Source organism: Luteibacter sp. TLI7-4A (genome assembly GCF_056754745.1).
Genome location: NZ_JBPGWO010000001.1, coordinates 831,721 through 857,718, shown reverse-complemented (window position 1 = coordinate 857,718; position 25,998 = coordinate 831,721). Strand labels below are relative to the sequence as shown.

At 67.2% G+C, this 25,998-nt stretch carries 27 protein-coding genes; 2 read left to right on the top strand and 25 right to left on the bottom strand.

The window, feature by feature from the left end; translation table 11 throughout:
• Nucleotides 1–4 precede the first annotated feature (4 nt).
• From ACR9Y6_RS03835 to ACR9Y6_RS03775, 13 genes are all read right to left on the bottom strand, one after another.
• The gene (locus ACR9Y6_RS03835; RefSeq protein ID WP_481280067.1) at nt 5–724 is read right to left on the bottom strand and encodes a copper homeostasis protein CutC; all 720 of its coding nucleotides are present in this window, start codon (nt 722–724) and stop codon (nt 5–7) included.
• A 2-nt stretch (nt 725–726) separates the two neighbouring features.
• Nucleotides 727–1,746: a glycosylasparaginase gene (locus ACR9Y6_RS03830; RefSeq protein ID WP_481280066.1), complete on the bottom strand. Its 1,020-nt coding sequence runs from the start codon at nt 1,744–1,746 to the stop codon at nt 727–729.
• On the bottom strand, nt 1,673–1,987 hold the full coding sequence (locus tag ACR9Y6_RS03825; protein ID WP_481280065.1) for a hypothetical protein: 315 nt from the start codon (nt 1,985–1,987) through the stop codon (nt 1,673–1,675). The genes ACR9Y6_RS03830 and ACR9Y6_RS03825 overlap by 74 nt, the downstream gene beginning before the upstream one ends.
• Nucleotides 1,971–2,504 (bottom strand): prepilin-type N-terminal cleavage/methylation domain-containing protein, encoded by a 534-nt coding sequence (locus ACR9Y6_RS03820; protein WP_481280064.1) that lies wholly within the window; start codon nt 2,502–2,504, stop codon nt 1,971–1,973. Before ACR9Y6_RS03820 ends, ACR9Y6_RS03825 begins: the two co-directional genes overlap by 17 nt.
• Nucleotides 2,486–2,827: a type IV pilus modification PilV family protein gene (locus ACR9Y6_RS03815; protein WP_481280063.1), complete on the bottom strand. Its 342-nt coding sequence runs from the start codon at nt 2,825–2,827 to the stop codon at nt 2,486–2,488. Before ACR9Y6_RS03815 ends, ACR9Y6_RS03820 begins: the two co-directional genes overlap by 19 nt.
• Nucleotides 2,828–3,109: 282 nt before the next feature.
• Nucleotides 3,110–3,316 carry a cold-shock protein gene (locus ACR9Y6_RS03810; RefSeq protein WP_306846354.1) on the bottom strand — a complete coding sequence of 69 codons (207 nt, stop codon included), beginning with the start codon at nt 3,314–3,316 and terminating at the stop codon, nt 3,110–3,112.
• A 135-nt stretch (nt 3,317–3,451) separates the two neighbouring features.
• Nucleotides 3,452–4,198, bottom strand: a complete 747-nt coding sequence (locus ACR9Y6_RS03805) for an S-methyl-5'-thioinosine phosphorylase (protein WP_481280062.1) — start codon at nt 4,196–4,198, stop codon at nt 3,452–3,454.
• A 5-nt stretch (nt 4,199–4,203) separates the two neighbouring features.
• Nucleotides 4,204–4,749: a hypoxanthine-guanine phosphoribosyltransferase gene (locus ACR9Y6_RS03800; RefSeq protein ID WP_426284899.1), complete on the bottom strand. Its 546-nt coding sequence runs from the start codon at nt 4,747–4,749 to the stop codon at nt 4,204–4,206.
• A 7-nt stretch (nt 4,750–4,756) separates the two neighbouring features.
• Nucleotides 4,757–5,758 (bottom strand): beta-N-acetylhexosaminidase, encoded by a 1,002-nt coding sequence (nagZ, locus tag ACR9Y6_RS03795; protein WP_481280061.1) that lies wholly within the window; start codon nt 5,756–5,758, stop codon nt 4,757–4,759.
• The gene (locus tag ACR9Y6_RS03790; protein WP_481280060.1) at nt 5,752–6,276 is read right to left on the bottom strand and encodes a CYTH domain-containing protein; all 525 of its coding nucleotides are present in this window, start codon (nt 6,274–6,276) and stop codon (nt 5,752–5,754) included. Before ACR9Y6_RS03790 ends, nagZ begins: the two co-directional genes overlap by 7 nt.
• 14 nt (nt 6,277–6,290) lie before the next feature.
• Entirely contained in the window at nt 6,291–7,592 is a 1,302-nt protein-coding gene (gene rlmD, locus ACR9Y6_RS03785; protein ID WP_481280059.1) for a 23S rRNA (uracil(1939)-C(5))-methyltransferase RlmD, read from the bottom strand.
• 85 nt (nt 7,593–7,677) lie between these two features.
• Nucleotides 7,678–8,283, bottom strand: a complete 606-nt coding sequence (locus ACR9Y6_RS03780) for a YdbL family probable chaperone protein (protein ID WP_481280058.1) — start codon at nt 8,281–8,283, stop codon at nt 7,678–7,680.
• A 44-nt stretch (nt 8,284–8,327) separates the two neighbouring features.
• Nucleotides 8,328–10,355: a translocation/assembly module TamB domain-containing protein gene (locus ACR9Y6_RS03775; RefSeq protein WP_481280057.1), complete on the bottom strand. Its 2,028-nt coding sequence runs from the start codon at nt 10,353–10,355 to the stop codon at nt 8,328–8,330.
• A gap of 45 nt (nt 10,356–10,400) precedes the next feature.
• Here ACR9Y6_RS03775 and ACR9Y6_RS03770 point away from each other — a divergent pair, with 45 nt between their 5' ends.
• Nucleotides 10,401–11,132, top strand: coding sequence for a response regulator (locus tag ACR9Y6_RS03770; protein ID WP_481280056.1), 732 nt, complete (start codon nt 10,401–10,403; stop codon nt 11,130–11,132).
• A gap of 11 nt (nt 11,133–11,143) precedes the next feature.
• Here ACR9Y6_RS03770 and recO read toward each other — a convergent pair whose 3' ends face one another.
• The 11 genes from recO to ACR9Y6_RS03715 all read right to left on the bottom strand — a co-directional run bounded on the left by recO (nt 11,144) and on the right by ACR9Y6_RS03715 (nt 22,838).
• The gene (gene recO, locus ACR9Y6_RS03765; RefSeq protein WP_481280055.1) at nt 11,144–11,836 is read right to left on the bottom strand and encodes a DNA repair protein RecO; all 693 of its coding nucleotides are present in this window, start codon (nt 11,834–11,836) and stop codon (nt 11,144–11,146) included.
• A gap of 21 nt (nt 11,837–11,857) precedes the next feature.
• A complete protein-coding gene (gene era, locus ACR9Y6_RS03760) occupies nt 11,858–12,790 on the bottom strand; it encodes a GTPase Era (protein ID WP_371025037.1) in 933 nt (310 codons plus the stop codon).
• The gene (rnc, locus tag ACR9Y6_RS03755; RefSeq protein WP_481282684.1) at nt 12,787–13,443 is read right to left on the bottom strand and encodes a ribonuclease III; all 657 of its coding nucleotides are present in this window, start codon (nt 13,441–13,443) and stop codon (nt 12,787–12,789) included. Before rnc ends, era begins: the two co-directional genes overlap by 4 nt.
• Before the next feature lie 6 nt (nt 13,444–13,449).
• Nucleotides 13,450–13,824 (bottom strand): DUF4845 domain-containing protein, encoded by a 375-nt coding sequence (locus ACR9Y6_RS03750; RefSeq protein ID WP_306846329.1) that lies wholly within the window; start codon nt 13,822–13,824, stop codon nt 13,450–13,452.
• Nucleotides 13,825–13,963: 139 nt separating this feature from the next.
• Entirely contained in the window at nt 13,964–14,866 is a 903-nt protein-coding gene (lepB, locus tag ACR9Y6_RS03745) for a signal peptidase I (protein WP_481280054.1), read from the bottom strand.
• A 98-nt stretch (nt 14,867–14,964) separates the two neighbouring features.
• Entirely contained in the window at nt 14,965–16,755 is a 1,791-nt protein-coding gene (gene lepA / locus ACR9Y6_RS03740) for a translation elongation factor 4 (protein ID WP_481280053.1), read from the bottom strand.
• Nucleotides 16,756–16,880: 125 nt separating this feature from the next.
• Nucleotides 16,881–18,299 (bottom strand): DegQ family serine endoprotease, encoded by a 1,419-nt coding sequence (locus tag ACR9Y6_RS03735; RefSeq protein WP_481280052.1) that lies wholly within the window; start codon nt 18,297–18,299, stop codon nt 16,881–16,883.
• 128 nt (nt 18,300–18,427) lie between these two features.
• The gene (locus ACR9Y6_RS03730; protein ID WP_481280051.1) at nt 18,428–19,075 is read right to left on the bottom strand and encodes a sigma-E factor negative regulatory protein; all 648 of its coding nucleotides are present in this window, start codon (nt 19,073–19,075) and stop codon (nt 18,428–18,430) included.
• Complete coding sequence (rpoE, locus tag ACR9Y6_RS03725; RefSeq protein WP_306846319.1) at nt 19,072–19,668, bottom strand: RNA polymerase sigma factor RpoE; 597 nt, start codon at nt 19,666–19,668, stop codon at nt 19,072–19,074. The genes ACR9Y6_RS03730 and rpoE overlap by 4 nt, the downstream gene beginning before the upstream one ends.
• Nucleotides 19,669–19,825: 157 nt before the next feature.
• Complete coding sequence (locus ACR9Y6_RS03720; protein WP_481280050.1) at nt 19,826–22,342, bottom strand: putative bifunctional diguanylate cyclase/phosphodiesterase; 2,517 nt, start codon at nt 22,340–22,342, stop codon at nt 19,826–19,828.
• 13 nt (nt 22,343–22,355) lie between these two features.
• A complete protein-coding gene (locus ACR9Y6_RS03715) occupies nt 22,356–22,838 on the bottom strand; it encodes a hypothetical protein (protein ID WP_481280049.1) in 483 nt (160 codons plus the stop codon).
• Nucleotides 22,839–23,001: 163 nt separating this feature from the next.
• Here ACR9Y6_RS03715 and ACR9Y6_RS03710 point away from each other — a divergent pair, with 163 nt between their 5' ends.
• The gene (locus ACR9Y6_RS03710) at nt 23,002–25,059 is read left to right on the top strand and encodes a 3-hydroxyacyl-CoA dehydrogenase NAD-binding domain-containing protein (protein WP_481282683.1); all 2,058 of its coding nucleotides are present in this window, start codon (nt 23,002–23,004) and stop codon (nt 25,057–25,059) included.
• Nucleotides 25,060–25,302: 243 nt separating this feature from the next.
• On the opposite strand, the gene ACR9Y6_RS03705 is transcribed toward ACR9Y6_RS03710, so the two are convergent.
• Nucleotides 25,303–25,974, bottom strand: a complete 672-nt coding sequence (locus ACR9Y6_RS03705) for a DUF2058 domain-containing protein (RefSeq protein WP_481280048.1) — start codon at nt 25,972–25,974, stop codon at nt 25,303–25,305.
• Nucleotides 25,975–25,998: the final 24 nt, after the last annotated feature.

Sequence of the window (25,998 nt, the reverse complement as noted above, 5' to 3'; positions counted from 1 at the left end):
GGCATCAAGCGAGGGCGGCGACCAGCGCACGGACGGTGTCGACATCCGTGCGGATCTCGCCCGCGCCCATGCCTAGCGCGTCGCCGGGCGCGCGGCGCATCGCCGAGGGAAGGCGTTTCTTCGCCGACGCGTGGAACTCGCGGGCGCGCGTGGCTTCGCGAAGCGCCAGGACATTGCCCGGCTCGATGCCCGCTCCCGGCATCACCACGATCCGTCCCCCCGCCTGCGCCACGAGCCGCGCGATGGACGAGGCACCGGCCACCGCGCTCTGCATGCCGCCGGAGGTGAGCACACGCTCGAACCCGAGATCGATCACTGTTTCCAGCGCGGAGGACTGGTCCTCGACCAGGTCGAACGCGCGATGGAAGGTGAGCCCCATGCCTTCGGCCGCGCGTACGAACAGGGCGCAGACGTCCACATCCACTTCGCCTTCGGAAGTGAGCGCGCCGACGACCACGCCATCGCAACCGAGCGCCCGGCAATGCGCGATGTCGTCGAGCATCGCCTCGACCTCCGCATTCTCGTAGACGAAGTCGCCCGCGCGCGGGCGGATCAACACATAGAGCGGAATGTCCAGGCCTTCGCGCGCCAGCGCGATCGTGCCGTGCGAAGGAGTGACGCCCCCCTCCTCCAGGCAGGCGCACAGTTCGACGCGTCCCGCACCGCCTTCCTGCGCGGCGAACGCCGATGCCACCGAATTGGCCGCGATCTCGAGCAGCGCCATGGTCAATAGCTGCTCTTGCCGGGAATCAACGCGTCCTGCTTCGCCGCGTCGCAAACCGCGTACGAGAAACCCTTCTGGATCGCCCAGGCGCCGACGTTGCCCTTCTTGTCCATCGCGAGAAAGCCGACCTGGAGATCCTTCGCGTTCGGCTTCTTGCGCAGGATGCGCTCCACTGCCTCGCGGCATGCGTCTTCGGGCGAGCGGCCCTGGCGCATCAGTTCCACGACGAGGAAGCTGCCGACGTTGCGGATCACTTCCTCGCCCACGCCGGTCGATGTCGCGCCACCCACGTCATTGTCGACATACAGGCCCGCGCCGATGATGGGACTGTCGCCCACGCGACCGTGCAGCTTCCACGCCATGCCACTGGTGGTGCACGCACCGGACAGGTTGCCCTTGGCGTCGATCGCGAGCATGCCAATCGTGTCGTGGTTGCTGGCATCGCCCGGCGTTCCACCGGGGCCCGCGTTGTAGCTCTTGACCTCGCTATTGGCGACGGGCTTGTACTTCGCCGTCTTCAGCCATTCGTGCCAGGCCTTTTCCGACTCTGGGGTGAGCAGTTCCTCGCGGGGAAAGCCCTGTTCGATCGCGAACTGCAACGCGCCGTCACCCACCAGCAGCACATGGGGCGTGCGCTCCATGACCCGCCGCGCGACGGAGATCGGATGGGCGATGTGCTCGATCGCCGCCACCGCGCCGCAGTTGCCGTTCTCGTCCATGATGCTGGCGTCGAGCGTGACCTTGCCATCGCGATCCGGATACCCGGCACGGCCGACGCTATGGTTGCGCAGGTCGGCTTCCGGTACGCGGGCTCCCTGCTCCACCGCATCCAGCGCGCGCCCGCCGGAGGCGAGCACCTTCCAGGCGGCCTGGTTGGCGGCCACGCCGAAGTCCCAGGTGGAACACACGCGCGGAACCATCCCCGTCGCGGTCGTGGCGGGAGCCGCCTTAGCGATGCCCTTGGCGGCCAGTGCCACGCCGGAGGCGATCGTCGCCCCCTGGAGGAATCGTCTGCGATCCATGGGTTGCCTCATTCGACGACGCGCCGACCGCGCCATCGCCGATGGTCGCACGGGCGTCGCCACCGTCGCCACCATGAAGGACGCGCCCGTGCCGGGCGTCCCTCTCCGCCTGGTGGAACTCCTGTGCGGCCAGCATCCGCGACCGCGCGGAGCGCGACAACGAGGCCGCGAGGATCGCCATCATCGCGAGCACCACCAGCACCACGAGCAGGATCGCGCCACGCTCAGCGGACCGGCGCACAACCACCCCGGTCCGTCGTGCGGCTATAACGGCGCCCATCCACCGTCCATAGCACCACCTCGAGCGCCTTCGCCCTTTTTTCATGGATCGGGGCGAAGGGCACGTGGCGGGGCGTGCCACCGTCGTCCTGTAACAAGGCGACGAACTCGATGCCGACGATGCCGTCGAGATACCTCCCGCACTCCGATCCTTCGCATCGCCAGAGTCCCCCGTCGGCGAACCACTCGGCATGGTCGAGCACCAGTGCCGGCGTGCCGCCATGCACCGTCTGCATCGTGCAGCCGCGTGCCTCGACGCAGCCCTTCCACCGGGCCGACGCGCACAGGTCGCGGGCGATCGCCGCATGCGCCAGCCACACCGCGTCCTCCGTCCTTGTCGCCGCACGCTGGCGAACGATGGCAAGCCCCATGATCGACAAGCCGGTCATGGCCACCACGGCGACGATCGCGGCCACCACCAGCCCGACGAGCAGTTCGACCAGCGTCATGCCACGAGCCGTCACGGATCGAACGGCCATGACAGGACCTCGCGCGTCGCCCAGGCGATCCGGATGGCGCACGCCGCCGGCTCGCAGATCACGGAACCGGTGGCGGCCGTTCCCATTCGTTCGATGAGCGCGGCATGAAACACGTGCAGGTCGCTCTCGGAAACGGTGCCGCCGCCGGCGCGGATGCGTGCCTCCAGGCTGACCGCGATCGTGGTCGCCGCGACGAGCCGAGACGCCCTCGCATCGACGGCCATCGACTGCGCGACCCACGTCGCGGTCGACGCACTGCCGATCGCGAACACCGCCAGCGCGACGAGCGATTCGATGAGGGACGAGCCGGAGACCTGTCGCATCCCCACAGGGTCCGATGCCAGCCATGCATACGCTGCCGGAAAACGGCAAAGGCTATCGTCGGAAACCATGCCGCCTGGCGTGGGCATGCGTGGCGAGGCAAGCCTGGTGGGAGCCGGCCCTGTCGGCGATGGGTGCTTGCCTCAGCCTGGCCCGCTGCCGCGGGATCGCCGACAAGGTCGGCTCCCACCACTGCAAGATCCCACCATTACAAAGGTCCTACCACCGCCAAAAAAAACCCCGCGCATTCGCGCGGGGTTTTCATGGCACCGATGTCGTGGCGTTCACGCCGCGATTTCGACGCCGGACGCCTGGGCACCCTTCGGCCCATTGGTCACTTCGAACTTCACACGCTGGCCTTCCTGAAGGCTACGGAACCCCTTGGAGTTGATCGCAGAAAAGTGGACGAACACGTCCTCCCCACCGTCCTCGGGCGCGATGAAACCGAAACCCTTGGCATCGTTGAACCACTTGACCGTACCGAAACGCATTGCGGAAACCTCTGGACATGGACTGGAAGCACCCGGATGGCGAGGCGTTCCCCATGGATCCCCTTTGCCTGCCCCCGCGGCGCGCACAAAGTATCATCATGTTTTAGACCAAAGCGCAACTGGCACGCTTTCCCCTCAGGCATCCGCCAGCAAGCGTCCGAGGATCGGCGGTACGTTCGCGGTCGCCGCCGCGAGGTGGGCGAAGATCTCCTCGATGCTTATTTCCGCTTCGTCACCGGCGCCCGCCGCATAGTTGGCGACCAGGGCCAGGCAGGCGAACTCCAGGTCGAGTTCGCGTGCGAGCGCCGCTTCCGGCATGCCGGTCATGCCGACCAGGTCACAACCGTCGCGTTTCATGCGCGCGATCTCCGCCCGGGTTTCCAGCCGCGGCCCCTGGGTGACGCCATGCACGCCACCGTCGAGGATCGCCAGCCCTTCCGCACGCGCGGCGGCCAGGATCGCCTGGCGCAGGCTTTCCGTGTACGGCTCGCTGAAGTCGATGTGGCGCACTTCCGCCCCGTCGACATCGTTGAAGCTGGTGTAGCGGCCGTGGGTGTAGTCGATGATCTGGTCCGGCACCACGAGGGTGCGCGGGCCCATGTCGTCGCGGATGCCGCCCACCGCGTTCACGGCCACGACGCGGCGTGCGCCGAGCGAATGCAACGCCCACAGGTTCGCCCGGTAGTTCACCCGATGCGGCGGCAGCGTGTGGCTCTCGCCGTGGCGAGCGAGGAAGGCGAGGCGCTTGCCACGGAAGTCGCCCGTCACGACATCGCCGGAGGCCGGGCCGAAGGGCGTTTCGACTCGTTGGCGTTCGACATTCTCCAGGCCCTCGAAGGCGTACAGGCCGCTACCGCCGATGACGGCGAGATCGATACTCATCGGCGTCAGTCCTTCAGCGCGTAGATGGCCGGCAGGTTGCGCGCCTGCTCGTGGTAGTCCATGCCATAACCGAACACGTAGCGATCGGGAAGGTCGACGCCGTTGAAGTCGGCCTCGATGCCATGCGCACGGCGGCCATGCAGCTTCGTGCAGAGCACGGCCAGCAATACGCGCGATGCGCCCATGTCGAGACATGCGTCGCGCACCGCCTTCAACGTGTGGCCTTCGTCGAGGATGTCGTCCACCAGCAACACGGTACGGCCGTTCAACGGCACCTCGGGGCGCCGCAGCCAGTGCAGGTCGCTGCCACTGGTCTCGCCGCGGTAACGGGTGGCGTGGACGTAATCGAACTCGAGGTCGGTCTTGACCGATAACGCGAGCTGGCCGGCGAAGACCAGCGCGCCGTGCATCACGGTGAGGAAGACGGGACGCTCGCCGGCGAGGGCGATGTCGATCTCCTTGCCCATGCGGGCGATTTCGATATCGAGCTGTTCTCGGGTGAACAGGATGTCCGAACGCGCGAGCGCGTCGTCGAGCGAAGCGGCGGTCATGGTCAGGTCAGGGCTCCAGGGCGGTCACGCGCGCGATGAACCGGTCGCGTTGGGGGTTGTCGACGAGGCCTTCCCAGGTCGAACCGATCGCACCGCGCAAGGGGGCGATGCGCTCGGCCGGCGACGGGCGGCGGCCTTCGACCGCTGCGATCGCCTCGGGAACGACGTCGGGAAAGCAGGCGAGCACGATGTCGCAGCCCGCATCGAGGTTCGCGGCCACGCGTGCGGCGATGCCGCCGACGCCGCCGGCCGCGGCCATGCTGATGTCGTCGCCGAACACGCAACCGCGAAAACCGAGTTCGCCGCGCAGGATTTCCTCGATCCAAATGCGCGAATAGCCGGCAGGATGGTCGTCCACGGCGGGGTACCGGACGTGCGCGGCCATGACGGCTTCCGCGCGCGCTTCCATGCCGGCCACGAAGGGCAGCAGGTCGTCGCGCAGGATCTCGTCCTTGCCGCGCGGATCGACGGCGATGGATTCGTGCGTGTCTTCCTTGACCGACCCGTGGCCGGGGAAATGTTTCAGCACGGCCGCCATGCCGCCCAGGTGCATGCCGCGCACGTAGGCCTGCACGAGTTCCGCGGCGATGGCCGGATCGGCGTGGAAGGCACGGTTACCGATGGCCGCGCTGCCGCGTTCGAGATCGGCCACCGGCGCGAAGCTGAAGTCGACGCCGATGGCGCGCATTTCGCTGGCCATGATCCACGCATGTTCCTCGGCGCGATTCACCGCCTCGACGGGATCGCTCTCGTACAACGTGCCGATCGCGGCGAGCGGCGGCAGTCGCGTGAACCCGTCGCGAAAGCGCTGCACGCGTCCTCCTTCCTGGTCGACGCAGACGAGGAAATCGTCACCGGCGACCTCGCGGATGGAGTCGATCAAGGCCGTGACCTGCTCGCGCGAACGGAAGTTGCGCGAGAACAGGATCGTCCCGACCACTCCTGGCGCGGTGAGCCGGCCGTGTTCGTGCGCGGCCAGTTCGGTACCGGCGAGGCCGATGATCAGCATGCGGTGTCCTCCTTCCCTTCCCGCTCGGCGGCCGACCATGCCGCATAGGGCCGGCCGATCAGGTTGACGTTGTAATAGCGGGTCTGTTCGCTCACTTCGACGCCGAGCCAGTCCGGTCGCGGATAGGCGGCGTCGACCGAGGGAAGCTCCACTTCCGCGACGAACAGCCCGGCGTTATCGCCCAGGAACTCGTCGATTTCGAAGTGGGCACCATCGAGCATGACATGGTGACGAATCTTCTCGAGCACGCCATCGGACAGCTCGTGGAGCAGATGCTCCGCATCGGCGAGCGGAATGGCGTATTCGAACTCGTGCCGTTCGATGCCGAGCGTGGCCGACTTGATGTTGAGCCATGCCGTGTCACCGGCGATGCGCACGCGCACCGAACACTTCGCCTGCCCTGCGACGATGGCGGCGGCATTGACGAGGTAACCCTGCGCCATGCGTTCGCTGCGCTCCACGAGGGAACGCCAGCCGTCGTTCGCGAGGAGGAACTTGCGTTCGATTTCGACGCCCATGGGCCTCCGCTCCGTCAGCCGCGCTCGAACAGCGCGATGGATTCGACATGCGCGGTGTGCGGGAACATGTCCATGACACCGGCCGACACGAGCCTGAAGCCGTGCTTCTGCACAAGGATACCCGCGTCGCGCGCCAGCGAGCCGGGATGGCACGAGACGTAGACGACGCGTGAGGTGTCCTTGCGGGGAAGGTATTCCAGCACCTTGTCGGCCCCCGCACGCGGCGGGTCGAGCAGGATCTTGTCCCACGACTGCGTCGCCCACGGCGCCGCGCGCTGGTCTTCGAAAAGGTTGGCGACGCGGAACGAGGCGTTACCCAGGCCGTTACGGGCGGCGTTGGCCGCCGCGCGCTCGACCAGGCCATGCTCGCCTTCCACGCCGACCACTTCCGCGGCGTGCCGGGCGATCGGCAAGGTGAAATTGCCGAGGCCACAGAACAGGTCGAGCACCCGGTCCGCTGGCCGCAGGTCGAGCAGTTCCAGCGTGCGCGCGAGCATGCGCTGGTTCATGCCGGCATTGACCTGCACGAAGTCCAGCGGGAGGAACTCCAGTTCGATGTCGTCGGCCGGCACGGCGAAGGCCAGCCGTGGCGATTCGGGCCAGATCGGATGCACGCTGCTCTGGTTGCCCGGCTGCAGGTAGATCGCCAGGCCATGCTCCTTGCCGAACGCGACCAGGGCCGCCCGGTCCCGCTCCGACAGCGGCACCAGGTGACGGAACACCAGGGCCACGGTGTCGTCACCCGCGGCGAATTCCACCTGCGGGATATCGCGGGCCGCGTCGAGGCCGCCGATCAGCGCGGCGAGCAATCCCACCTTCGGCCCAAGCGCCGGATGGATGACCTCGCAGGTATCGATGTCCGCCACGAAACGCGGATTGGCTTCTTCGCGGAAGCCCACCAGCACGCGCTCCTTCTTCGCGACATGGCGAACCGAGAAGCGCCCCTTGCGCCGATAGCCCCAGGGTTGATCGGTGAGTGGCGGCAACCACGAGGCGGGACTCACCTTGCCGATTCGCTCGAAGTTCTCCGCCAGCACGCGTTGCTTGGCGGCGATCTGCGCGGCCGGGTCCATGTGTTGCAGCGAGCAACCACTGCACTGGCCGAAATGCCGGCACTTCGGCACCACGCGCACCGGCGATGCCTCGAGCACCTGGACGATCTCGGCGTCGTCGTAGTTGCGGTGGCGCTTGCGGTACTTCAGCAGTACGCGCTCGCCCGGCAACGCGCCGGAAACGAAGGTGGCCTTGTTGTCGATGCGGGCGACGCCCCGGCCATCGTGGCTGAGGTCGGTGATGGTGGCTTCGAATTCGGTCATGCGCTCAAAACGTAAAGCCCGGACCGCCGACGGCCCGGGCTGGCTGGGAGGACGCGCCGTGAGGCGTGCGATCCTGGCGGAATGCCTACTTGCGCTTCCAGGCGCCGGAGGCATCGCGATAATACCAGCCCGGCGGCGCACGCTGGACCCACCCCTCGGCGAAGGTCTTGCGGATCTGCGGCTCCCACTCGGGGTGACCGTTCGCCGCCGCGATGGCGCGATAGAGCGTGTCGCGGTCGTTGTTTTCCTGCTTGACGAGGCCGTCCGCCTGCGACCGCTGGTCCAGGGGCAAGGCACCCGCATCACGCACGGCCACCAGGCCATCGGCGGTGAAGCCCACGGCGCCGCTGTCGAACAAGGCCTTCAGCTGGCCACCGAAACGGGCCTTCATGCGTGCCCGGATCGCGTCGGTCTCGGGCGTGCGGACCTGGATGTCCGGCGTTTCCGCCGCCTGCGCGGCGGGAACGACAAGATCGAGCAGCGACGCCGACGGTTGCTTGCCCGGCGCCGGGCGTGCCGGCGCGTCCTTCGCGGGCGAAGGCTTGTCGACCCCGCTTTCGTCGAGGACGTTGCCGATGAACTGGTCCGCGGCTTTCTGTGCCGCCGCCTCGGGGAAGTAGACGTTGATGGTGACGCAGCCGACGAGGGCTACCGCCGCAGCCACAATGAGGCCAATCAGGGATTTACGCATGATTTCCACTCCACTTCCTATCATTGGCTTGCCGGCTTCCGGAGTTATCGCACGACGGGTCCGTCACCTTCCGTGGCGGCTTGCAGGCGGCGGACGAGGGTATGCCAGTCGACTTCCCGCTGGTGTCCCACCACCGTCAATCGGGGCAAACCGCTGCCCTCGACGATAGTGTAGCCATCCTTCGCCGGACCCAGGCCGCCCATGCTGCAGACATCGCCCTTCAGTGTGCACGACAGGCCGATGCGCTTGTAGCCGAAGGTCTTGAACAGCTTCAGCACGGTGCCCTGGAGTCCACCGGCGATACCGCCCCCGCCCACGGAGGTGAGGTTGTTGACCGCTTTCTGGCTGATCCTGCCCCCTTCATCGGCGACGAGGCTGGCCTTGAACGACGCCGGGCTCCAGGCAACCAGGCGGAGGTCGTCGATCGCCCCGTGCAGGCGGCCGGTGATGTCGCCGAAGTCGAACACCGAGGTCAACAGGCCGAGGTCGAGGCCGCGCAGGGCGATGTCTCCGGTCAGCACGGGCGCATCGCCGAACGGACGCGACAGGGTCATGCCGGTGATATCGACGAAGCCGTCGAAGACATTCAGGGACAAGCCGCCAGCCAGTTCCACGCGGTCGTCGACATAGCGCAGCGAGGGCACGGCCCCACCGAGCGTGCCCTTGAACTGTGGCCAGCCGAGCGCGCGACAGAAGGCCGCCATGTCGATCTGGGTAAGCGCCAGCGAGGTTTGCAGCCGCTCGCCGCTGGCGGCGGCCGGGCGCAGGGAGAGCCCGAGGACACGCAACTGGCCGTCGAGGACGGGAATCGCGAACGGCCTGTCCAGCTTCAACGTTCCGCCGGCACTGCGCAAGGATGCCTCCGCCGCGCCATTCGGGATGCGGTAGATCCTCAAGGCGCGCCAGCCGAGCTTCGTCACCGGCCGCTCGTCGGCGGCGCTCCAGTCGACGGAACCGCGCAAGCCATCGATGCCGAGGCGCCCGTCGGACAGTGCCAGGTCGAGACCGCCGGTCTGCATGGCGAAGGCCTTGAGCGCACCGCCTTCCATCGTCATGTGACCGGCCACTTCACCGCTGGCCTGCAAGCCATCGAGGCCGGCATCGCGCAGCAGGCCCTTGCCATAGCGGGTGTAGGCGGCTGGAAAGCGGGCCGTGAACCGGTCGAACCGTAGCCGCGACAAGTCACCCTTGGCGGAGAAGCCGAGTTCGCCTTCGAGCTGCAAGGCGTCGGGATCGGTCAGGCGCAGGCGGGGGATCGCGAGTTCGCCTCTATGGGTACGGATGCCCACCGCCAGCTGCACGGCATGCGCCGGCAAGTCGGCATACAAGGGGCCGAGCAGCAGGTCGCCACCACGCAAGGTGGCGTCGAGGTCGATCGACTGGCCATCGGCGTGACTGTCGACACCGAGGCGGCCGCCCCCGGACAGCGACTGCCCGGCGAGCTTCCCGCCCGGACTGTCGAAGCCGACACCGTCCAGCGCGAACTGGCCCGCCGCCTGGACGCCGTCTTCCAGGATGTCGAGCGCAAGGTCGGCATCGACCCGCCCCGCCGTGGCGCGACCGGACCAGACGGTGGAGAGCAGGCCCTGCAACCATCCCGCGGGGAGGTCCTTCAGGGTGATCTGCGCATGGGTGGGCTGGTCCATCGGCAAGGCCACCTGGGCCGAGGCCTTGTCCTGGCGCAACGATACCTCGAGCGTATTCGCGGCGGCGTCGGCGACGATCCGCACGGTGGCGTTGCCGAGGGCGCCGCCCGGGGCCCCTTTCAATCGGATCGATCCATCGAACACCCAACGGCCGAGTTCATCGCGATCGAGCACGCCGTCCAGGCCCAGGCCGAGCTTGCGCCAGCCCATGGCGGGCATGTCCGCGCGAGCGGCGGTCAACTTCACGTCCAGGCCCTTGCCGCTCGCCGCCGGGTCGATATCGGCCTGCATGCCGGACATCTCCAGTCCTGGCACCTGGAGCGTATCGGCTCCCACCGACAGGCCCGCCTGCGCACCGTTCGCCCACCCCAGGGCGATCGAGACGACGAGCAGCATGATGAACGGGCGGGTTGATACGGGGAGCATGGTCGGCCATTCTGCCAAATCCAGATGAACGACACGGAACGTTGCATGTCGCATGACGCCCCTTTTCTTCACGCCACTTCCGGCGAGCGCCGCTTGCTGGTCGCCGACGACGACCCCTCCACGCGGCAGTTCCTCGCCGGCGCGCTCGGCGGGCACGGTTACAGGGTGACCCTCGCATGTGACGGCGCGGAGGCATTGTCGCTAGGGCGCGCCGAATGGTTCGATGCCCTCATTCTCGATTGCCGCATGCCCCACGCAGGCGCCATCGACGTGCTGTCCACGCTGCGTGCCGATGCCGGCTCGGCCTCGCGGGAGGCGACCGCGCTGGCGACCAGCGCGGAAGTGCCCTCCAGCCTGCGTGCGGAATTACTCAAGGCGGGATTCGCGGGGATCATCGAGAAACCCTGCCGCATCGCCTCGGTGGTCGATGCCCTGGCGGCCACGCTGGGTATCGATGGGCAGCTTCGGGTGCTGGACGACCAGGCGGGCCTCACCGCCGCGGGCGACACGGCGACCATGCAGGCACTGCGCATGCTGCTTCGCGCCGAACTCGTGGAACTGGCGGTGGAGCTGGACACCGTGGCGGCCGATCCGGGCGCCCTCGTGGAGCGCATGCACCGGCTGCGTTCCGCATGCGGTTTCTGTGGCGCCACGCGACTGGGGACGCAGGCCAAGGTACTGCAGGCACATGTGCGGGAAACGCGCGCGGTGGTGCCGGATGCACTGGCGCGGTTCCGGGAGGAACTCGATGCGACGCTGGCCGCGTTGCCGGGCTGAACGCAAGCCCCTCAGCGAAGCACCCGCCACGCGCGCAGTTCGCCACCGCCGAGGTGGAAGCCGATCACCTGGCGCATCATGCGCCGCAGTGATGCGAGCCCGGCGGCGTCGGGCGGCTGGTCGGCGGCCAGCGCCAGCAGGTCGACACCGCGGATCGCCTGTGGATCGCCGACGCGCCCCGGCATGACGCCGGATTCCGGGTCGTAGAAGTACGTCGCCGTGGGTTCCAGCGGCTCGCCCTGGACCGCGTCCACATCCAGCTGCAGCGCATACCCCAGCGAGTCGAGCATGTCGCGCTCGAAGCGCCTCAGGGTCCAGGCCAGGGGTTCGCCCGCCGCCATGCGCCGCAACGTGCGTTCGTAGAAGGCGAACAGTTCCACGTTGGGATCTTGTCGCCCGGTGAGCCGGACCACCAGTTCGTTGAGGTACAGGCCCGCGAGTCCTGCGTCGCCTGTCAGCCTCATCACCGCGCCGGAAGGTTCGGCGCCGCGAAGCGTGGCCAGTTCGCCCTTCAGGAGCATGTCAAGCTGGATACGCTGGAACGGCTCGAGCTGGGCGCGTTGCAGGCGCGCCCGCTCCTTGCGTACTCCCCGCGCGACGACGCCGATGCGGCCGTAGTCGGGGGTCAGGCACTCGACCAGCAACGAGGTTTCCCGGTAGGGCCGGGCGTGCAGGACGAAGGCGGGTTGTTGCTCGATGCGCATCGCGGCCGGCGGCCGGCCCTTTTATTCGTAGCCGAAACGCTTGAGCAGGTTTTCGTCGTCGGCCCAGCCCTCGCGCACCTTGACCCACAGCTTGAGGAAGACCTTGCGTTCGAACAGGTTCTCCATCTGTTTGCGCGCCGACGTGCCGATGGCCTTCAGCTGCGCGCCGCCCTCGCCGATGACGATGGCCTTCTGCCCGTCGCGCTCGACCCAGATCACGGCGTGCACTTCGGCGATGCCGTCGGGACGGTCCTGGAAGGCTTCGATTTCCACCGTGGTGGCGTACGGCAGTTCCTGGTCCAGCCGCAGCATCAGCTGCTCGCGGACCATCTCCGCGGCGAGAAAGCGTTCGCTGCGATCGGTGATCTCGTCTTCGCCGTAGATCGCGGCCTGTTCCGGCAGCCGCTTCAGGATGCCCTTCTCCAGGCCGGAAAGGCCCTTGGACTTCAACGCGCTGACGTAATAGACGTCGTCGAACGGATGCTTCTGCATCAGGTCGGCGACGAAGGGCAACATGACCGTCTTGTCCTTCTGCAGGTCGACCTTGTTGATAGCCAGCAGCTTCGGCATGTCCTTTTGTTCGGCGAGCGCCGCGTACATCGTCGCGTCCTCGTCGGTCCAGCGGCCTGCCTCGATCACCTGCACGGCCAGGTCGACCTCGGTGATCGCCGCGCGCGCGGCGCGATTGAGGCTGCGGTTCATCGCCCGCTTGCCGCCACGGTGCAAGCCCGGGGTGTCCACGTAGAGGATCTGCCCCTGGGGTTTGCTGGCGATACCGAGGATGCGATGGCGCGTGGTCTGCGGACGGTGGCTGACGATGCTCAGGCGCACGCCGATCAGGGCGTTGAGCAGCGTCGACTTGCCGACGTTGGGGCGGCCGACGAGGGCCACGTAACCGCAGCGGAAGTCGTCGTCGACGACGGAGTCGTGTTCAGTGATGTCGATGTCATTCATATCTTGGTTTCCAGCAGACGGCGAAGCACCGCTTCAGCGGCGTCCTGCTCGGCGGCGCGCCGGCTGCCACCGTGTCCTTCGACGCGGATGGGCTCGGGTTCGTCGATGGAACAGCTGACATCGAAGATCTTGGCATGGTCTTCGCCGTAGCTGTCGGTGAGTTCGTAAACGGGCAGCGCCAGGCCCCTGCCCTGCAACCACTCCTGCAGGCGCGTCTTCGCGTCCTTGCTGGAACGTTTGATTTCCGCCACGCGGGGCATGAACAGCCTGCGTACGACCTGACGGCAGGCATCGTATCCATCGTCGAGGTAGACAGCCGCCACCAGGGCTTCGAAGGCGTCGGCCAGGATCGAATCCCGCCGGTAGCCGCCGCTCTTGAGCTCGCCCGGCCCCAGCTTGAGGATATCTCCCAGTTCGAGTTCACGCGCGATCACCGCCAGGGCCTGGCCGTTGACCAGCTGCGCGCGCAACCGCGAGAGTTCGCCTTCACTCGCGTTAGGGTGGGCCTCGAAGAGCAATTCGGCCACCGTGACGCCCAGCAGGGCGTCACCGAGGAATTCCAGGCGCTCGTTGTTCGGCCGGCCGGCGCTTCGATGGGTCAGCGCGAGGGCCGCGAGGTCGGGGTTACGGAAGGAATGGGGAAACTGCACGATCGCTCGTTACATGGACGGATTCCTCAACTGCACGGCGTTGTCGAAGTGCAGGAGGAAGTCGATGTTGTAGATGAAATGGATTTGCTTCTCGTAGTTCACGTTCAGCGTGGCGCCGTTGCCGCTACGGTCGAGCGTGATGTCCTTGGGCTGGATCGTCGCGTCGTCGACGTACTGGAAGCCCATCTTGAAGATCAGGTCGCGGCGGATGCTGTCGAGATCCTGCGTGTTGCCGCTCGTCGCCAGCTGGCTCATCGCCTTCTTCACGCCGAAGAACTCGATGTAGGCCGGCACGAGCTTCATGGCCATGAAGGCGAAGAAGCCCAGCACGAGCAGCACGATGACGAAGCCGATGAGAGTAATACCCGATTGCCTGGATTTCATGATCGTGTCCCGCCGCCGCGGCGGCTCCCCTGTTCAAGACGGTGAATGCGTGCGGGGCGCGATACGCGCCCCGCAGCGGAGATTACCTCGTCCGGCGCCATCCGCAACGCCCGCCGGCGTGACGGGGGCCTCCGTTCGGTCAATGGATGACCTTGCCCATCTTGGAAAAATCGATCCAACCGTTGCCCGGGCCGCGCCAGGCGAGCCAGACGAAGAACGCCTTGCCGACCAGGTTCTGCTCGGGCATGCAGCCCCACCAGCGGCTGTCGGTGCTGTTCATGCGGTTGTCGCCCATGACGATATAGCAGCCCTTGGGCACCTCGGACGGTACGGCGGCGTTGGGGATGTCCTGGGGCATGTTGAACGCCGGGGTCAGCGCGATCGTATGGTTGATGCTGCCCAGGTGCTCCGTGTAGAGCTTCGACCCGTAGGTCATCAGCAGGCGGTCCTCGGGACGGTTCATGCTGCCCTTGAACGGGCCGATCTCGTCCGCCCCCACGCGCTCGCCATTGATGTACAGCTCGCTGCCACGGGTTTCGATGCGGTCGCCCGGCAGGCCGATCACCCGCTTGATCCAGTTCTCGCTGGCCACCGGGGCATGCGGGTCCTGGCAGGAGATGTCGCCGCTACGGACGGTCTTGCCATTTTCGTCCTTGCACACGTAGCCGGGGAAGCGGAAGACCACGACGTCGCCACGGCGGGGTTCGCCGTTCTCGACCAGCTTGTTGTTGAAGGCCGGCATGCGCAGGCCATAGGCGAACTTGTTGACCAGGATGAAGTCGCCGACGTCGAGCGTCGGCATCATCGAGCCGGAAGGGATACGGAAGGGCTCGGCCACGAACGAACGCAGGATGAGCACCACCAGGATCACCGGGAACAACGAGCGGGCCCAGTCGACCGGCCAGGGTTCCGGTTGCTCCGTACCGGCGGCCTCCGCCCGGGCGCGACGCGCCTTCACAAGGAACAGGCGATCGAACAGCCAGATCACTCCGAAGAGGACCGTGAGGCCGAGTAGGATCGCCGAAAAATCGAATGCCGCCATGCCAACTCCATCAGTCGTGTCGAGGGGCCGTGAGGCCCATTCCGGCGCATCCGGCGCCGGGGTTCCATAGGTGAAAGGTCATGCCGCGACGGCGGCGCTCACTTGTCCACCTTGAGCACGGCCAGGAACGCTTCCTGTGGGATCTCCACGCTGCCGACCTGCTTCATGCGCTTCTTGCCTTCCTTTTGTTTCTCAAGCAGCTTCTTCTTGCGCGATACGTCGCCGCCATAGCACTTGGCGAGGACGTTCTTGCGCAGCGCCTTCACCGTGGACCGGGCGATGACGGCAGCGCCGATCGCCGCCTGGATGGCCACGTCGAACTGCTGGCGCGGGATCAGATCCTTCATCCGCTCCACAAGTTCCCGGCCACGGCGGTCGGCGTGCGAGCGATGCACGATCAGGCTCAGCGCATCCACGCGATCGCCATTGATCAGGATGTCCACCCGCACGAACGGGCCCGCGTCGAAGCGTTCCAGGTGATAGTCCATGGACGCATAACCGCGCGAAACGGATTTCAGGCGATCGAAGAAGTCGAGGACGACCTCGGCCAGGGGCAATTCATAGGTGACCTGCACCTGGGTGGCCAGGTACTGGATGGTCCGCTGCACGCCGCGCTTCTCTTCGCACAGCTTGATCACGTTGCCGACATAGTCGCCCGGCGTGAGGATGGTCGCGACGATGATCGGTTCGCGAATCTCGGTGATCTGCTGCGGTGGTGGAAGCTTCGCCGGGTTGTCCATGGCGAGCACGGTGCCGTCGGTCTTCAGCACCTCGTAGACCACGGTCGGCGCGGTGGTGATGAGATCGAGGTCGTACTCGCGCTCCAGGCGCTCCTGCACGATTTCCATGTGCAGCATGCCGAGGAAGCCGCAACGGAAACCGAAGCCCATCGCCTCGGAGCTTTCAGGCTCGAAGAACATGGCGGCGTCGTTGAGGCGCAGTTTGTCCAGCGCCTCGCGCAACGCGGGGTAATCGTCGGCCGACACCGGGAAGAGACCGGCGAACACGCGCGGCTTCATGGTCTGGAAGCCCGGCAGCGGAGCCGCCGCCGGCTTGCCCGCGTGGGTGAGCGTATCGCCCACCGGCGCGCCGTGGACGTCCTTGATCGAGGCGTTGATCCAGCCGACCTCGCCGGCCGCGAGCCGTTCGAGCTTTTTCCGCTTCGGGGTGAACACGCCGACATCGTCGACGAGATGCGTACGGCCGGTGGACATGACCAGGATCTTGTCACCGGGGCGGATCTCGCCCTGCATGACGCGGACCAGCGAGACGACGCCGAGGTAGTTGTCGAACCAGGAGTCGATGATCAGCGCCTGCAGCTTGTCCGTATCGCCCGGCTTCGGTGCGGGAATGCGCTGGATGATGGCTTCCAGCACCTCGACCACGTTCTGGCCGGTCTTCGCGCTGACGGGAATCGCGTCGCTCGCATCCAGGCCGATGACGGCCTCGATCTCGGCCTTGGCCTTCTCGATGTCCGCCGTGGGCAGGTCGATCTTGTTGAGGACCGGGATCACTTCCAGGCCCTGCTCGATCGCCGTGTAGCAGTTGGCGACGGACTGCGCCTCGACGCCTTGTGCGGCATCGACGACCAGCAGCGCGCCTTCGCACGCGGACAACGAGCGGCTGACCTCGTACGAGAAGTCGACGTGCCCCGGGGTGTCGATGAAGTTCAGCTGATAGGTCTTGCCGTCGCGCGCCTTGTACGGCAGCGACACCGACTGGGCCTTGATGGTGATGCCACGCTCGCGCTCGATCGGATTGTTGTCGAGCACCTGCGCTTCCATTTCGCGCTCGGACAACCCGCCGCACAACTGGATGATGCGGTCGGCCAGGGTCGACTTGCCGTGGTCGATGTGGGCAATGATGGAGAAGTTGCGGATGAGTTCCATGGAGCGCCGTGGTCACGTTCACCATCGCTCGCGGCGCGAACGACGCGCGCCGGCCTTTTGGCCAGCGCGAATCCCGCATTATCGCATGGAAGGCCGACCGCCGCCGAGCGGCGGCCGGCCGGGCCTCAGCGCTCGCTGGGGACGGTGACCCCGACGAAGCGGGTGGAATCGTCGCGACGGACCAGCAGCATGGCCGTATCGCCGGGCTTGATGCCCTTCACGGCATCGCGGAAGGCGGTGGCGCTGCCGACACGCTTCTGGTTGACCATGAGGACCACGTCCCCCGGCTGCAGGCCGGCACTCGCCGCGGCGCGCCCGGTGATCCGGCTGACCACGACGCCCTCGCCCGCCTTCAGGCCGAGTTCCGCGCGGGCCGAAGCATCGATGTCCTGCACCGACATGCCCAGGGCCGCGGCCGAACCGCCGGCCGATCCTTCGTCGCCACCGCCCGCGGCGGCCAGGGCGCTCTTGTCGCGCGGCAGCTCGCCGACCTTGACGTCGAGCACCTGCTTCTTGTGGTCGCGCAGGATCTCCACCTTCGCCATGGAACCCGGCTTGGTGATGCCGACCAGGGGCGGCAGGTCAGGCGACTGCGTGATCGGCGTGCCGTTGAACGAGAGGATGACGTCGCCCTGCTTGATACCGGCCTTGTCGGCGCCGCTTCCAGGGGTGACCTGCGCCACGAGGGCGCCGTTGGCGTCGGGAAGGTCGAGATTCTTCACGAACTGGTCGACCGGCTGCACGGTGACGCCGAGCATGCCCCTCGACACATAACCCTTCTCCTTGATCTGCTGCACGACGTTCATCGCGACATCGATCGGGATCGAGAACGAAAGGCCCTGGTAACCGCCCGACGTGGAGTAGATCTGCGAGTTCACGCCGATGACCTGGCCCTGGAGGTTGAACAGCGGCCCACCCGAATTGCCGCGATTGATCGGCACGTCCGTCTGGATGAAGGAGGTATACGGCTGGTCGCCGCTGCCGAGGTTGCGGCCGACGGCACTGATGATGCCGTGGGTCACGGTGGCGTCCAGGCCGAACGGCGAGCCGATGGCGAGGGCCCACTGGCCCCGCTTCACGCTGCGCGAATCGCCGATGGCGACCGTAGGCAACGCACCGCCGTCCACTTTCAACAAGGCGATGTCGTACTGGGGATCCTTGCCGACGACCTTCGCGGTGAAGGTGCGGCGATCCTGCAGGCGGACCTTCACCTCGTCGGCGTCGTCGACGACATGATCGTTGGTGAGGATGTAGCCATCCGCGGAAATGATGAAGCCCGAACCCAGCGAGGTCTGCTCACGCGGCGGCATGGGCATGCCCGGCATGCCGAAGAAGCGCCGCAGCAGTTCTTCCTGGTCGTCGGGAGCCGCGTCGGGCCCGCGTGCCTTGCGGGCCGCGCCCGTGGTCTTCGCCTCCACGTGAACCACGGCGGGCGCGTTCTTTTCGACGATGCCAGTGAAATCCGGTAACGATTGCGCCTGCGCGCCCGCCGTTACCAAGAGCAGTGCGCCACCGAGTAGCGCGCGTGCATGCCAGAGAGCCATCGATTTCCTCCTTTTTACCTAACCACGGCTGCCCGTGCGAGGAATGACCCCGCACGTATCGTTACTGGAACCTCAGAGAGTAAGCGCGCCTGGGGACGTCAGGCGCGCGTGGAACATGCGGCCGCGGCTCAACGAGCCTGCGGCACGGCGACCGGCTGCACATACCGGGTACCGTCGGGACGGACCATCAGCATATAGCCATTGCCTTCCGGGGCTGTGGCGGCCCGGGCGCGTTGAATCTGATAAGGCGTCGAACGCGGCAGATAGGCCGCGGCTCCGCCGTCTTCCGAACTGTCGAAGGCGGCCTTCTGGGTGAACTGGGATGCCATGCTGCCACCGCTGAGCCACTGCGGCGCGACCGGTGCCGCGGCAGGCGCGGGCGTGGCATCGGCCACCGGGGAATCTCCGACCGTGGGTGCGTGCTGGGCGATATCCGCCGTGCCCGGGCGGTTGCCGGCGGGCTGGGAGATCATCAACGCGGCGACCGCGACACTGGCGGCGATGGCGCCACCCGCCGACCACTGCAACCAGCGGCGGCGCGGGGCGGCCGCGGCGACGGACTCCGCCTCGATGGCCGCCATGACCCGGCTGGCGAAATCGCCGGAGACCAGCGGCGCGCCCTGCTTGCGCAGACCGTCACGCGCCACGTGGAAGCGCGCCCACGTGTCGGCGAGGACCGGATCGGCCTCGAGACGACGTAGCAGGAAGCGGATTTCCTCCCGTGACAGCTCTCCATCCATACCGGCGGAGAGAATTTCCCGATTGGCTTCGCTCATGGGTTGTGGTCCTCGCGGTCGGACAACAGCGGCCGCAGTTTCTGGTCGATGGCTTCACGAGCCCTGAAAATACGCGAACGGACGGTTCCGATGGGACAGTCCATGATGACGGCAATCTCCTCGTAGCTCTTGCCATCCACCTCGCGCAGGGTAATCGCGGCCCGAAGCTCTTCGGGCAAGGCTTGGACAGTGGAAAACACCGTTTGTTCCACCTGTTCGCGCATCATTTCGCGCTCGGGTGTGGCGCTTTCATGCATGCGGGTGGCCCCCGGCACGTAGACGGCGTCCTCGATGTCGATATCGCCGGTGGGCGGGCGGCGGCCCATGGCCACCAGGTGGTTCTTGGCCGTGTTCACGGCGATCTTGTACAGCCAGGTATAGAAAGCGCTCTCGCCGCGGAAGGACTTCAGCGCGCGCCACGCGCGCACGAAGGCCTCCTGGGCGATGTCCTCGCACTCGGTCCGGTCGTGCACGTAGCGCGAGATCAGCGCGATGACCTTGTGCTGGTACTTGCGGACCAGCAGGTCGAAGGCGCGGCGATCCCCTTGCTGCACCCGTTCGACAAGTGCTTGATCCAATTCGTTTTCGCCCATCCGGGCCGTCTCCTCAACTCTATCGGGGCCAGTCGCGGGCGCAGCTGAGACATGCGGGCGCCGTGCAAGTTCATTGTGGACGGTCCGGAGTCGTCCCCACGGGGAGACATGCGGGCCCGAACCGGGACCTCAAGCGGAGCCCCACTCCCACAGGGTATCAGGCCGGGATGGCCTGCCCTTCGCTCACCAGGCGTTCGCGCTCGGCCAGCAGCTTCTCGAAGCTGGGCACGGGCAGCGGCCGGCAGAACAGGTAACCCTGCAATTCGTCGCAGCCGTTCGCACGCAGGAACTGCAGGTGCTGCTCGATCTCGACGCCCTCGGCCACCACCCCGCGCTTGAGCCGGTGGGCCATGTCGATGGTGGCGCGGACGATGGCTTCGTCGTCGGGGTCCACGCCGATATTGCGGACGAAGCTCTGGTCGATCTTGATCCGGTCGGCCGGCAGCCGGCGCAGGTAGTCGAGCGAGGCCGCGCCGGTGCCGAAATCGTCGATGGCGATGCCGCAACCCATCGCATGCAGCGCGTCGAGTGTCTCGACCAGGTGCGGCACGGTCTTCACGCTGATGCTTTCCGTGACCTCGAGCTCGAGTTGCCGAGGATCCAGCCCCGTGTCCTGGAGCGCGGAGGCCACGACGGCCGCGAGGTTCTGCTGCATGAGTTGCACTGCCGACAGGTTCACGCCGATCCGCAAGCCCAGCCCGTATCGCGCCTCCCATGCCCGGGCCTGCGCGCAGGCCGTGCGCAGGACCCACTCGCCGATCGGCACGATCAAGCCACTCGCCTCGGCCAGCGGGATGAAGAACGCCGGGCTGATCATGCCCAGTTCGGGATGTTCCCAGCGGACCAGCGCCTCCATGCCAATGATGTCCTCGGTGACGGCATCGACCTGCGGCTGGTAGAACACGCGCAGTTCGTCGTTGCGTACCGCGTGGCGCAGGCGAACCTTCAACTCGGCCTGCTGTTGCTGCGCGGCATCCACGTTGGCGGCGTAGATCTGGTAGTTGTTGCGGCCCAGGCTCTTCGCGCCGTACATCGCCTCGTCGGCATGGCGCAGGAGCAGTTCGCCCTCGACGGCGTCATCGGGAAAGAACGAAATGCCAACGGAGATGGTCGCCTGGAGTTCGGAACCGTCCTCCAGCGACAACGGCACCTCCATGGCCTGCACGATTTTTTCGGCGATGCGCAGCACGTCGTCGCGCTTGATGATATGGCGCAGGATCAGGGTGAACTCGTCTCCCGCATAGCGCGCGACGGTGTCTGAGGCACGCACGCTGGCGCGCAGGCGCTTGGCCAGGGCGGTGAGCACCTGGTCGCCCACGCCGTGGCCCAGCGCCTCGTTGATGCCCTTGAAGCGGTCGAGGTCGACCAGCAGCGTGGCGAAGCATTCGCCCGTACGTTCCGCTTCGCGGATCGTGGTCTCGAGCCGGTCGTTGAAGAGCAGCCGGTTCGGCAGTCCCGTGAGCATGTCGATGAGCCCACGCACCCGGCCTTGCTCACGCGCACGGCGTAACTCGAGTGCGGAGGCGAAGCGGGCGGTGGCCGCACGCAACGCGGGCCCGAGGACACGTGCATCGCCCCCCGGCCGCCGACGGCCGGCGAGCAAGGCGCCGAGCACGCTGCGGCGCTCGTCCAGGAGGGGCAGCAATACGTAGGAACGCAGGCCCAGCGCGTCGATGAGGGGATCGGTCGCCGGTGCGTCCTCGCCGGTACCGAGCCGCGACAGCGTCTCGCCGCCCAGGCATACCTTGAGCAACGGCAGGTCGGAGGCGTCGGGCCACTCGACGGGACCAGGCCCGTTCCATATCCGCGCCAGCACCTCGGGGCCGTATTCACTTTCGGGAAGTGCCGCCCACACGGCCACGACATCGAGTTCGAGGGCATCGGCGAGCATCGCCGCGGCCTCGCCCATCCCTTCGTCGTCACTGGAACAGGCGTCCAGCACGGCGAGCAGGGACAGTGCGCGCTCCGCCATGTCCACCGCGCGCATGTCGCGGAAACCGACGGCGACGCGGTGTTCGCCACGGTCGAGGATATGGCGAACGTCGACCTCGCCCCCTATCTCGCCGCCGTCACGACGGCGCAGGGTGCAAGCCAGGCCGTCGCCGTCGGGCACCGGCCATGCCGTGCCGTCCGCCATCGTGAACATCTCCGCCAGCAGGCGCCCTTGCACGGGCCCGTCGCCGGCGAAGAGCCGGTCCATCGCCGCACCGCTCTCGACGACGCATCCGCCGGGCGTCGAGGCGATCACCCAGGCCGCGCCGGCATCGAAGGCGAAGCGCCAGTCCGGCGGTTCGGGGCCGGTCACGGGTGCCGGCCCACGAACGGCCGCGCGCACCCGTTGCGCCAGCTCGACACCGATGGCGCCTTCGCGCAGCCAGTCCACGACGCCATCCGGCGCCACGCCCGGATGGTCGTCGACGACATGGACGACCGGTACCGAGGCATATCTCGGCGAGGCGCGCAGGATGCGCAGGCCCTGGGCCATGTCCGCGCTGCCATCCGCGCCGAACACGGCCACGTGCAAGGGCGGTGCGTCGGCGAGCAGCGCTTCCAGCTGGGAGGCATCGCGCGCGCTCAGCAGCACGAAGTCGCCGTCCATGTCGAGCGCATCGAAGACCGCACGGCGGATATCCCGCCGCGGCGTGAAGATGAGCACGCCGATGGATTCCTTCATGCCAGCCATCCGCTCAGACCACCCAGCGGCCGTCGCGCAACCGGGGTGCCGCCGAGCGCGCGTGCCAGTCGGCTTCCACGCGCACCACGTCGTTCTCGAAGGTGGCGAGCAGGCTGGGGCTCGCGCCGAGCAGCACGACCCGGCGCACGTGCCCGGTCTGCGCGCGCGAAAGTTGCCGTAAAAGTGCACCGTCGGTGGCGCTGGGCACGCCGGCGGGCATGTCGAGGAGGTACACGCCGAAGTGAAGGCTCTGCGAGATGTAGCGCAGGGCGTCACCCAGGCGCAGGCAGCCCGGCACGCGCATCTGCGCGTCGCGCAGGCTCACCAGCCCCTCGGCATGGCGCCACAGGTAGACGGCCTGCCCGGTGCGCCGGGCGACCAGGCGGAATTGCTCGACCAGCAGGGCCGGGTCGTTCGTCTTCAGGGCGACCAGCGGTCCCGAGGCCGACAGAATGCGGTCGAAGACATCGTTTCCTACGTTGGCATCCACGGACATCGGCGGTCGATCGGCTTGAGTGGCGCGAAGTATCCGCCCATCCCCGGCCCCGCGCCAGCCGTCTTCCCGCCCCTCCCGGGGGCACACCATACGGCGGGGTATCTCGCATTCGTCCCGGCGGAAAGGTATGGTGATGCGCTCATTCGCCACCGTACGACCCGCCATGTTCGAAGGACTTCGATTCAAGCACTGGAAGACCAGCGTGGGCGATGACGGCATCGTCGTCCTCACCCTCGACCGCGAGGGCGCCAGCGCCAATGCGCTGTCGCGCGAGGTGCTCGACGAACTGGACACCCTCGTCGAGCGCCTGGCCATCGAAAACCCCAAGGGAGTCGTCGTCCATTCGGCGAAACCGATGGGTTTCGCGGTGGGCGCCGATATCCGGGAATTCGTGGAGTATGCGCAGACCGGCACCGTGCTCGACAACATCGAGCACGGCCAGCGCGTCTTCGAAAGCCTCGCCCGCTTGCCCTGCCCGACCGTCGCCGCGATCCACGGCGCCTGCATGGGCGGCGGTACCGAACTCGCGCTGGCCTGCCGACTGCGCATCGCCGCCGATGACGACGCCACGAAGATCGGCTTGCCCGAGGTCATGCTCGGCATCCATCCGGGTTGGGGCGGCAGCGCCCGGCTGCCGCGCCTGATCGGCGCGCCGGACGCGTTGCCGGCGATGCTCACCGGAAAACCGTTCAACGCACGCCGCGCGAAGGCCGTCGGCCTGGTCGATCGACTCGCCCGTCCCGACGAACTGCTGGCCGAGGCCCGCGACCTGGCGAGGCGTCCGCAGGTGCGGCCGTTCGCGCAGCGGGCCAAGGCATGGGCCACGAACACCTTGCCGGCGCGCGCCATCCTCGCGCCCATGGTGCGCAAGCAGACGGCCGCCAAGGTGCGTCGGGAGCATTACCCCGCCCCCTTCGCGTTGATCGATGTCTGGGCGCGTGGCGGCGGCAATATCCAGCAACGCCTCAAGCTGGAAGCGAAGTCGGTGGCGAAGCTCGCCACGACGTCGACCGCGCGTAACCTCATCCGCGTCTTCTTCCTGCAGGAACGCCTCAAGGGGCTCGGCGGCGGGACGGATCACGGCATCGAGCACGTGCACGTGGTGGGTGCCGGCACGATGGGTGGCGATATCGCCGCCTGGGCCGCGCTCAAGGGCTTCGACGTGACACTGCAAGACCGAGAACTACGTTTCGTCGAACCCGCGATCAAGCGTGCCCGCGCGTTGTTCGAGAAGAAACTGAGGGCGCCGGCCAAGGTCGATGCCGCCGTCGCACGCCTGCGCGCCGACGTGGAGGGCAAGGGCGTCGCCGATGCCGACCTCGCCATCGAGGCCATCTTCGAGAACCCCGAAGCCAAGCACGCGCTCTATGCGGCGATCGAGCCGCAATTCCAGGCCGACGAGATCCTCGCCAGCAACACGTCGTCCATTCCGCTGGACGAACTCCGCCGGGGCCTGAAGGCGCCGCAACGTTTCCTCGGCCTGCATTTCTTCAACCCGGTGGCGCAGATGCCACTGGTGGAAGTGGTGCGCCACGATGCCCTCGATCCCGCGATCGAGAAGCGTGCCCTCGCCTTCTGCAAGGCGATCGGCAAGCTGCCCGTGCCGGTGAAGGGAACGCCGGGCTTCCTGGTCAACCGCATCCTCATGCCCTACCTGATGGAAGCGATGCGCCTGTACAACGAAGGCGTACCGGGGCCGGTGCTCGACCGCGAAGCGAAGAAGTTCGGCATGCCCATGGGGCCGATCGAACTGGCCGACACCGTCGGGCTCGACGTCTGCGCCTCGGTGGGCAAGGAACTCGCGCCGTTCCTCGGCCTGGAGATTCCCCAAGGGCTGGAAGACCGGCTCGCCGCGAACAAGCGCGGCAAGAAGGATGGCGAAGGCCTGTACGTGTGGAAGGACGGCAAGCCGGACAAACCGGAAGTCGATCCGGACTACGTCGCGCCAGCGGACATCCAGGACCGCATGATCCTGCCCATGATCAACGAAGCCATCGCCTGCCTGGCCGAGAACGTCGTCGACGATGCCGACCTGCTCGACGCGGGCGTCATCTTCGGCACGGGCTTCGCGCCCTTCCGTGGCGGCCCCATCCAGTACGTGCGCAGCGAAGGCGTGGCCGCGGTACGCGAGCGCCTGGCGAAGCTGGAGCAGAAGCACGGCGCGCGCTTCGCCCGGAAGGAAGGCTGGGAGAATCCGGAGTTGGCCACTCCGGCGGCTTAGCTCGCCGCCTGGCTACTCAAGGCTCCGAGCCATCGCCGACAAGGTCGGCTCCCACCCAAGACCTGCGCAGGCCCTGCTGGACCCAAGACCTGCGCAGGCCCTGCTGGACCCAAGACCTGCGCAGGCCGTGGTGGACCAAGACCAGCGCGGGCCGTGGTGGGAGCCGACCCTGTCGGCGATGCTGTTGCCTGGGTGGGAAGCCGCTTCAGCGGCGATCCGCGCGACAGCGCGGACTCACCTCACTCACCACATCAAATCGTCAGGCACCCCATCGTCCGACTCGTCCATCGCGTTCGGGTCGACCATCAGCGCGATGAACTCCGGCGCGATGCCACGCAGTTCCTCGATCACCGCCTTGTCCACCACCAGGTAACGCCCACCCTGCTGCACGACGCCGAGTTCTCCGGCATTCAAGGCGACCAGCTGCGCGGCGTCGACGTACACGCGCCGAATCTTCTCTCCATACGGAAAATGACGCACCTGGTCGGCATCGGGCAGGTTGAGCGCCTTGCCTTTCAGCAGTTCCTCGACCTTGCGCTTCTTCTCCTTGCGCAACCGGGCCTGCTCGGCCGCCTCCGCCTCCACCCTGCGACGCTCGGCGGCTTCATTCTGCGCGCGGATCGCGTAGGCCTTGGCGAGGTCGATCTCGCCGTCCTTGCGCGGCGGCCGTTGCACGGGCGCGCCCGGCTTGCCCCCATGGCGCGGCGGACGGCCTGCCTGATTCGGACCGCCCTTCCGTGCGTTGCCGCCGCCGTGCGGCTTGCCGCCCTGCTTGGGGCGGTCGCCGGCATACGGCTGGCCGCTGGCGGACGTGTTGCCACCCTGCCGCGTCGGAGGCGCCGGCTTCCGTTTTTCCTCGCGAATTTCCTTCACGAGGCCACTCTTCAACAACTGGTCGCGCAGGGACTCTGCCATGATCGGTAAGACTCGTTCGAATGC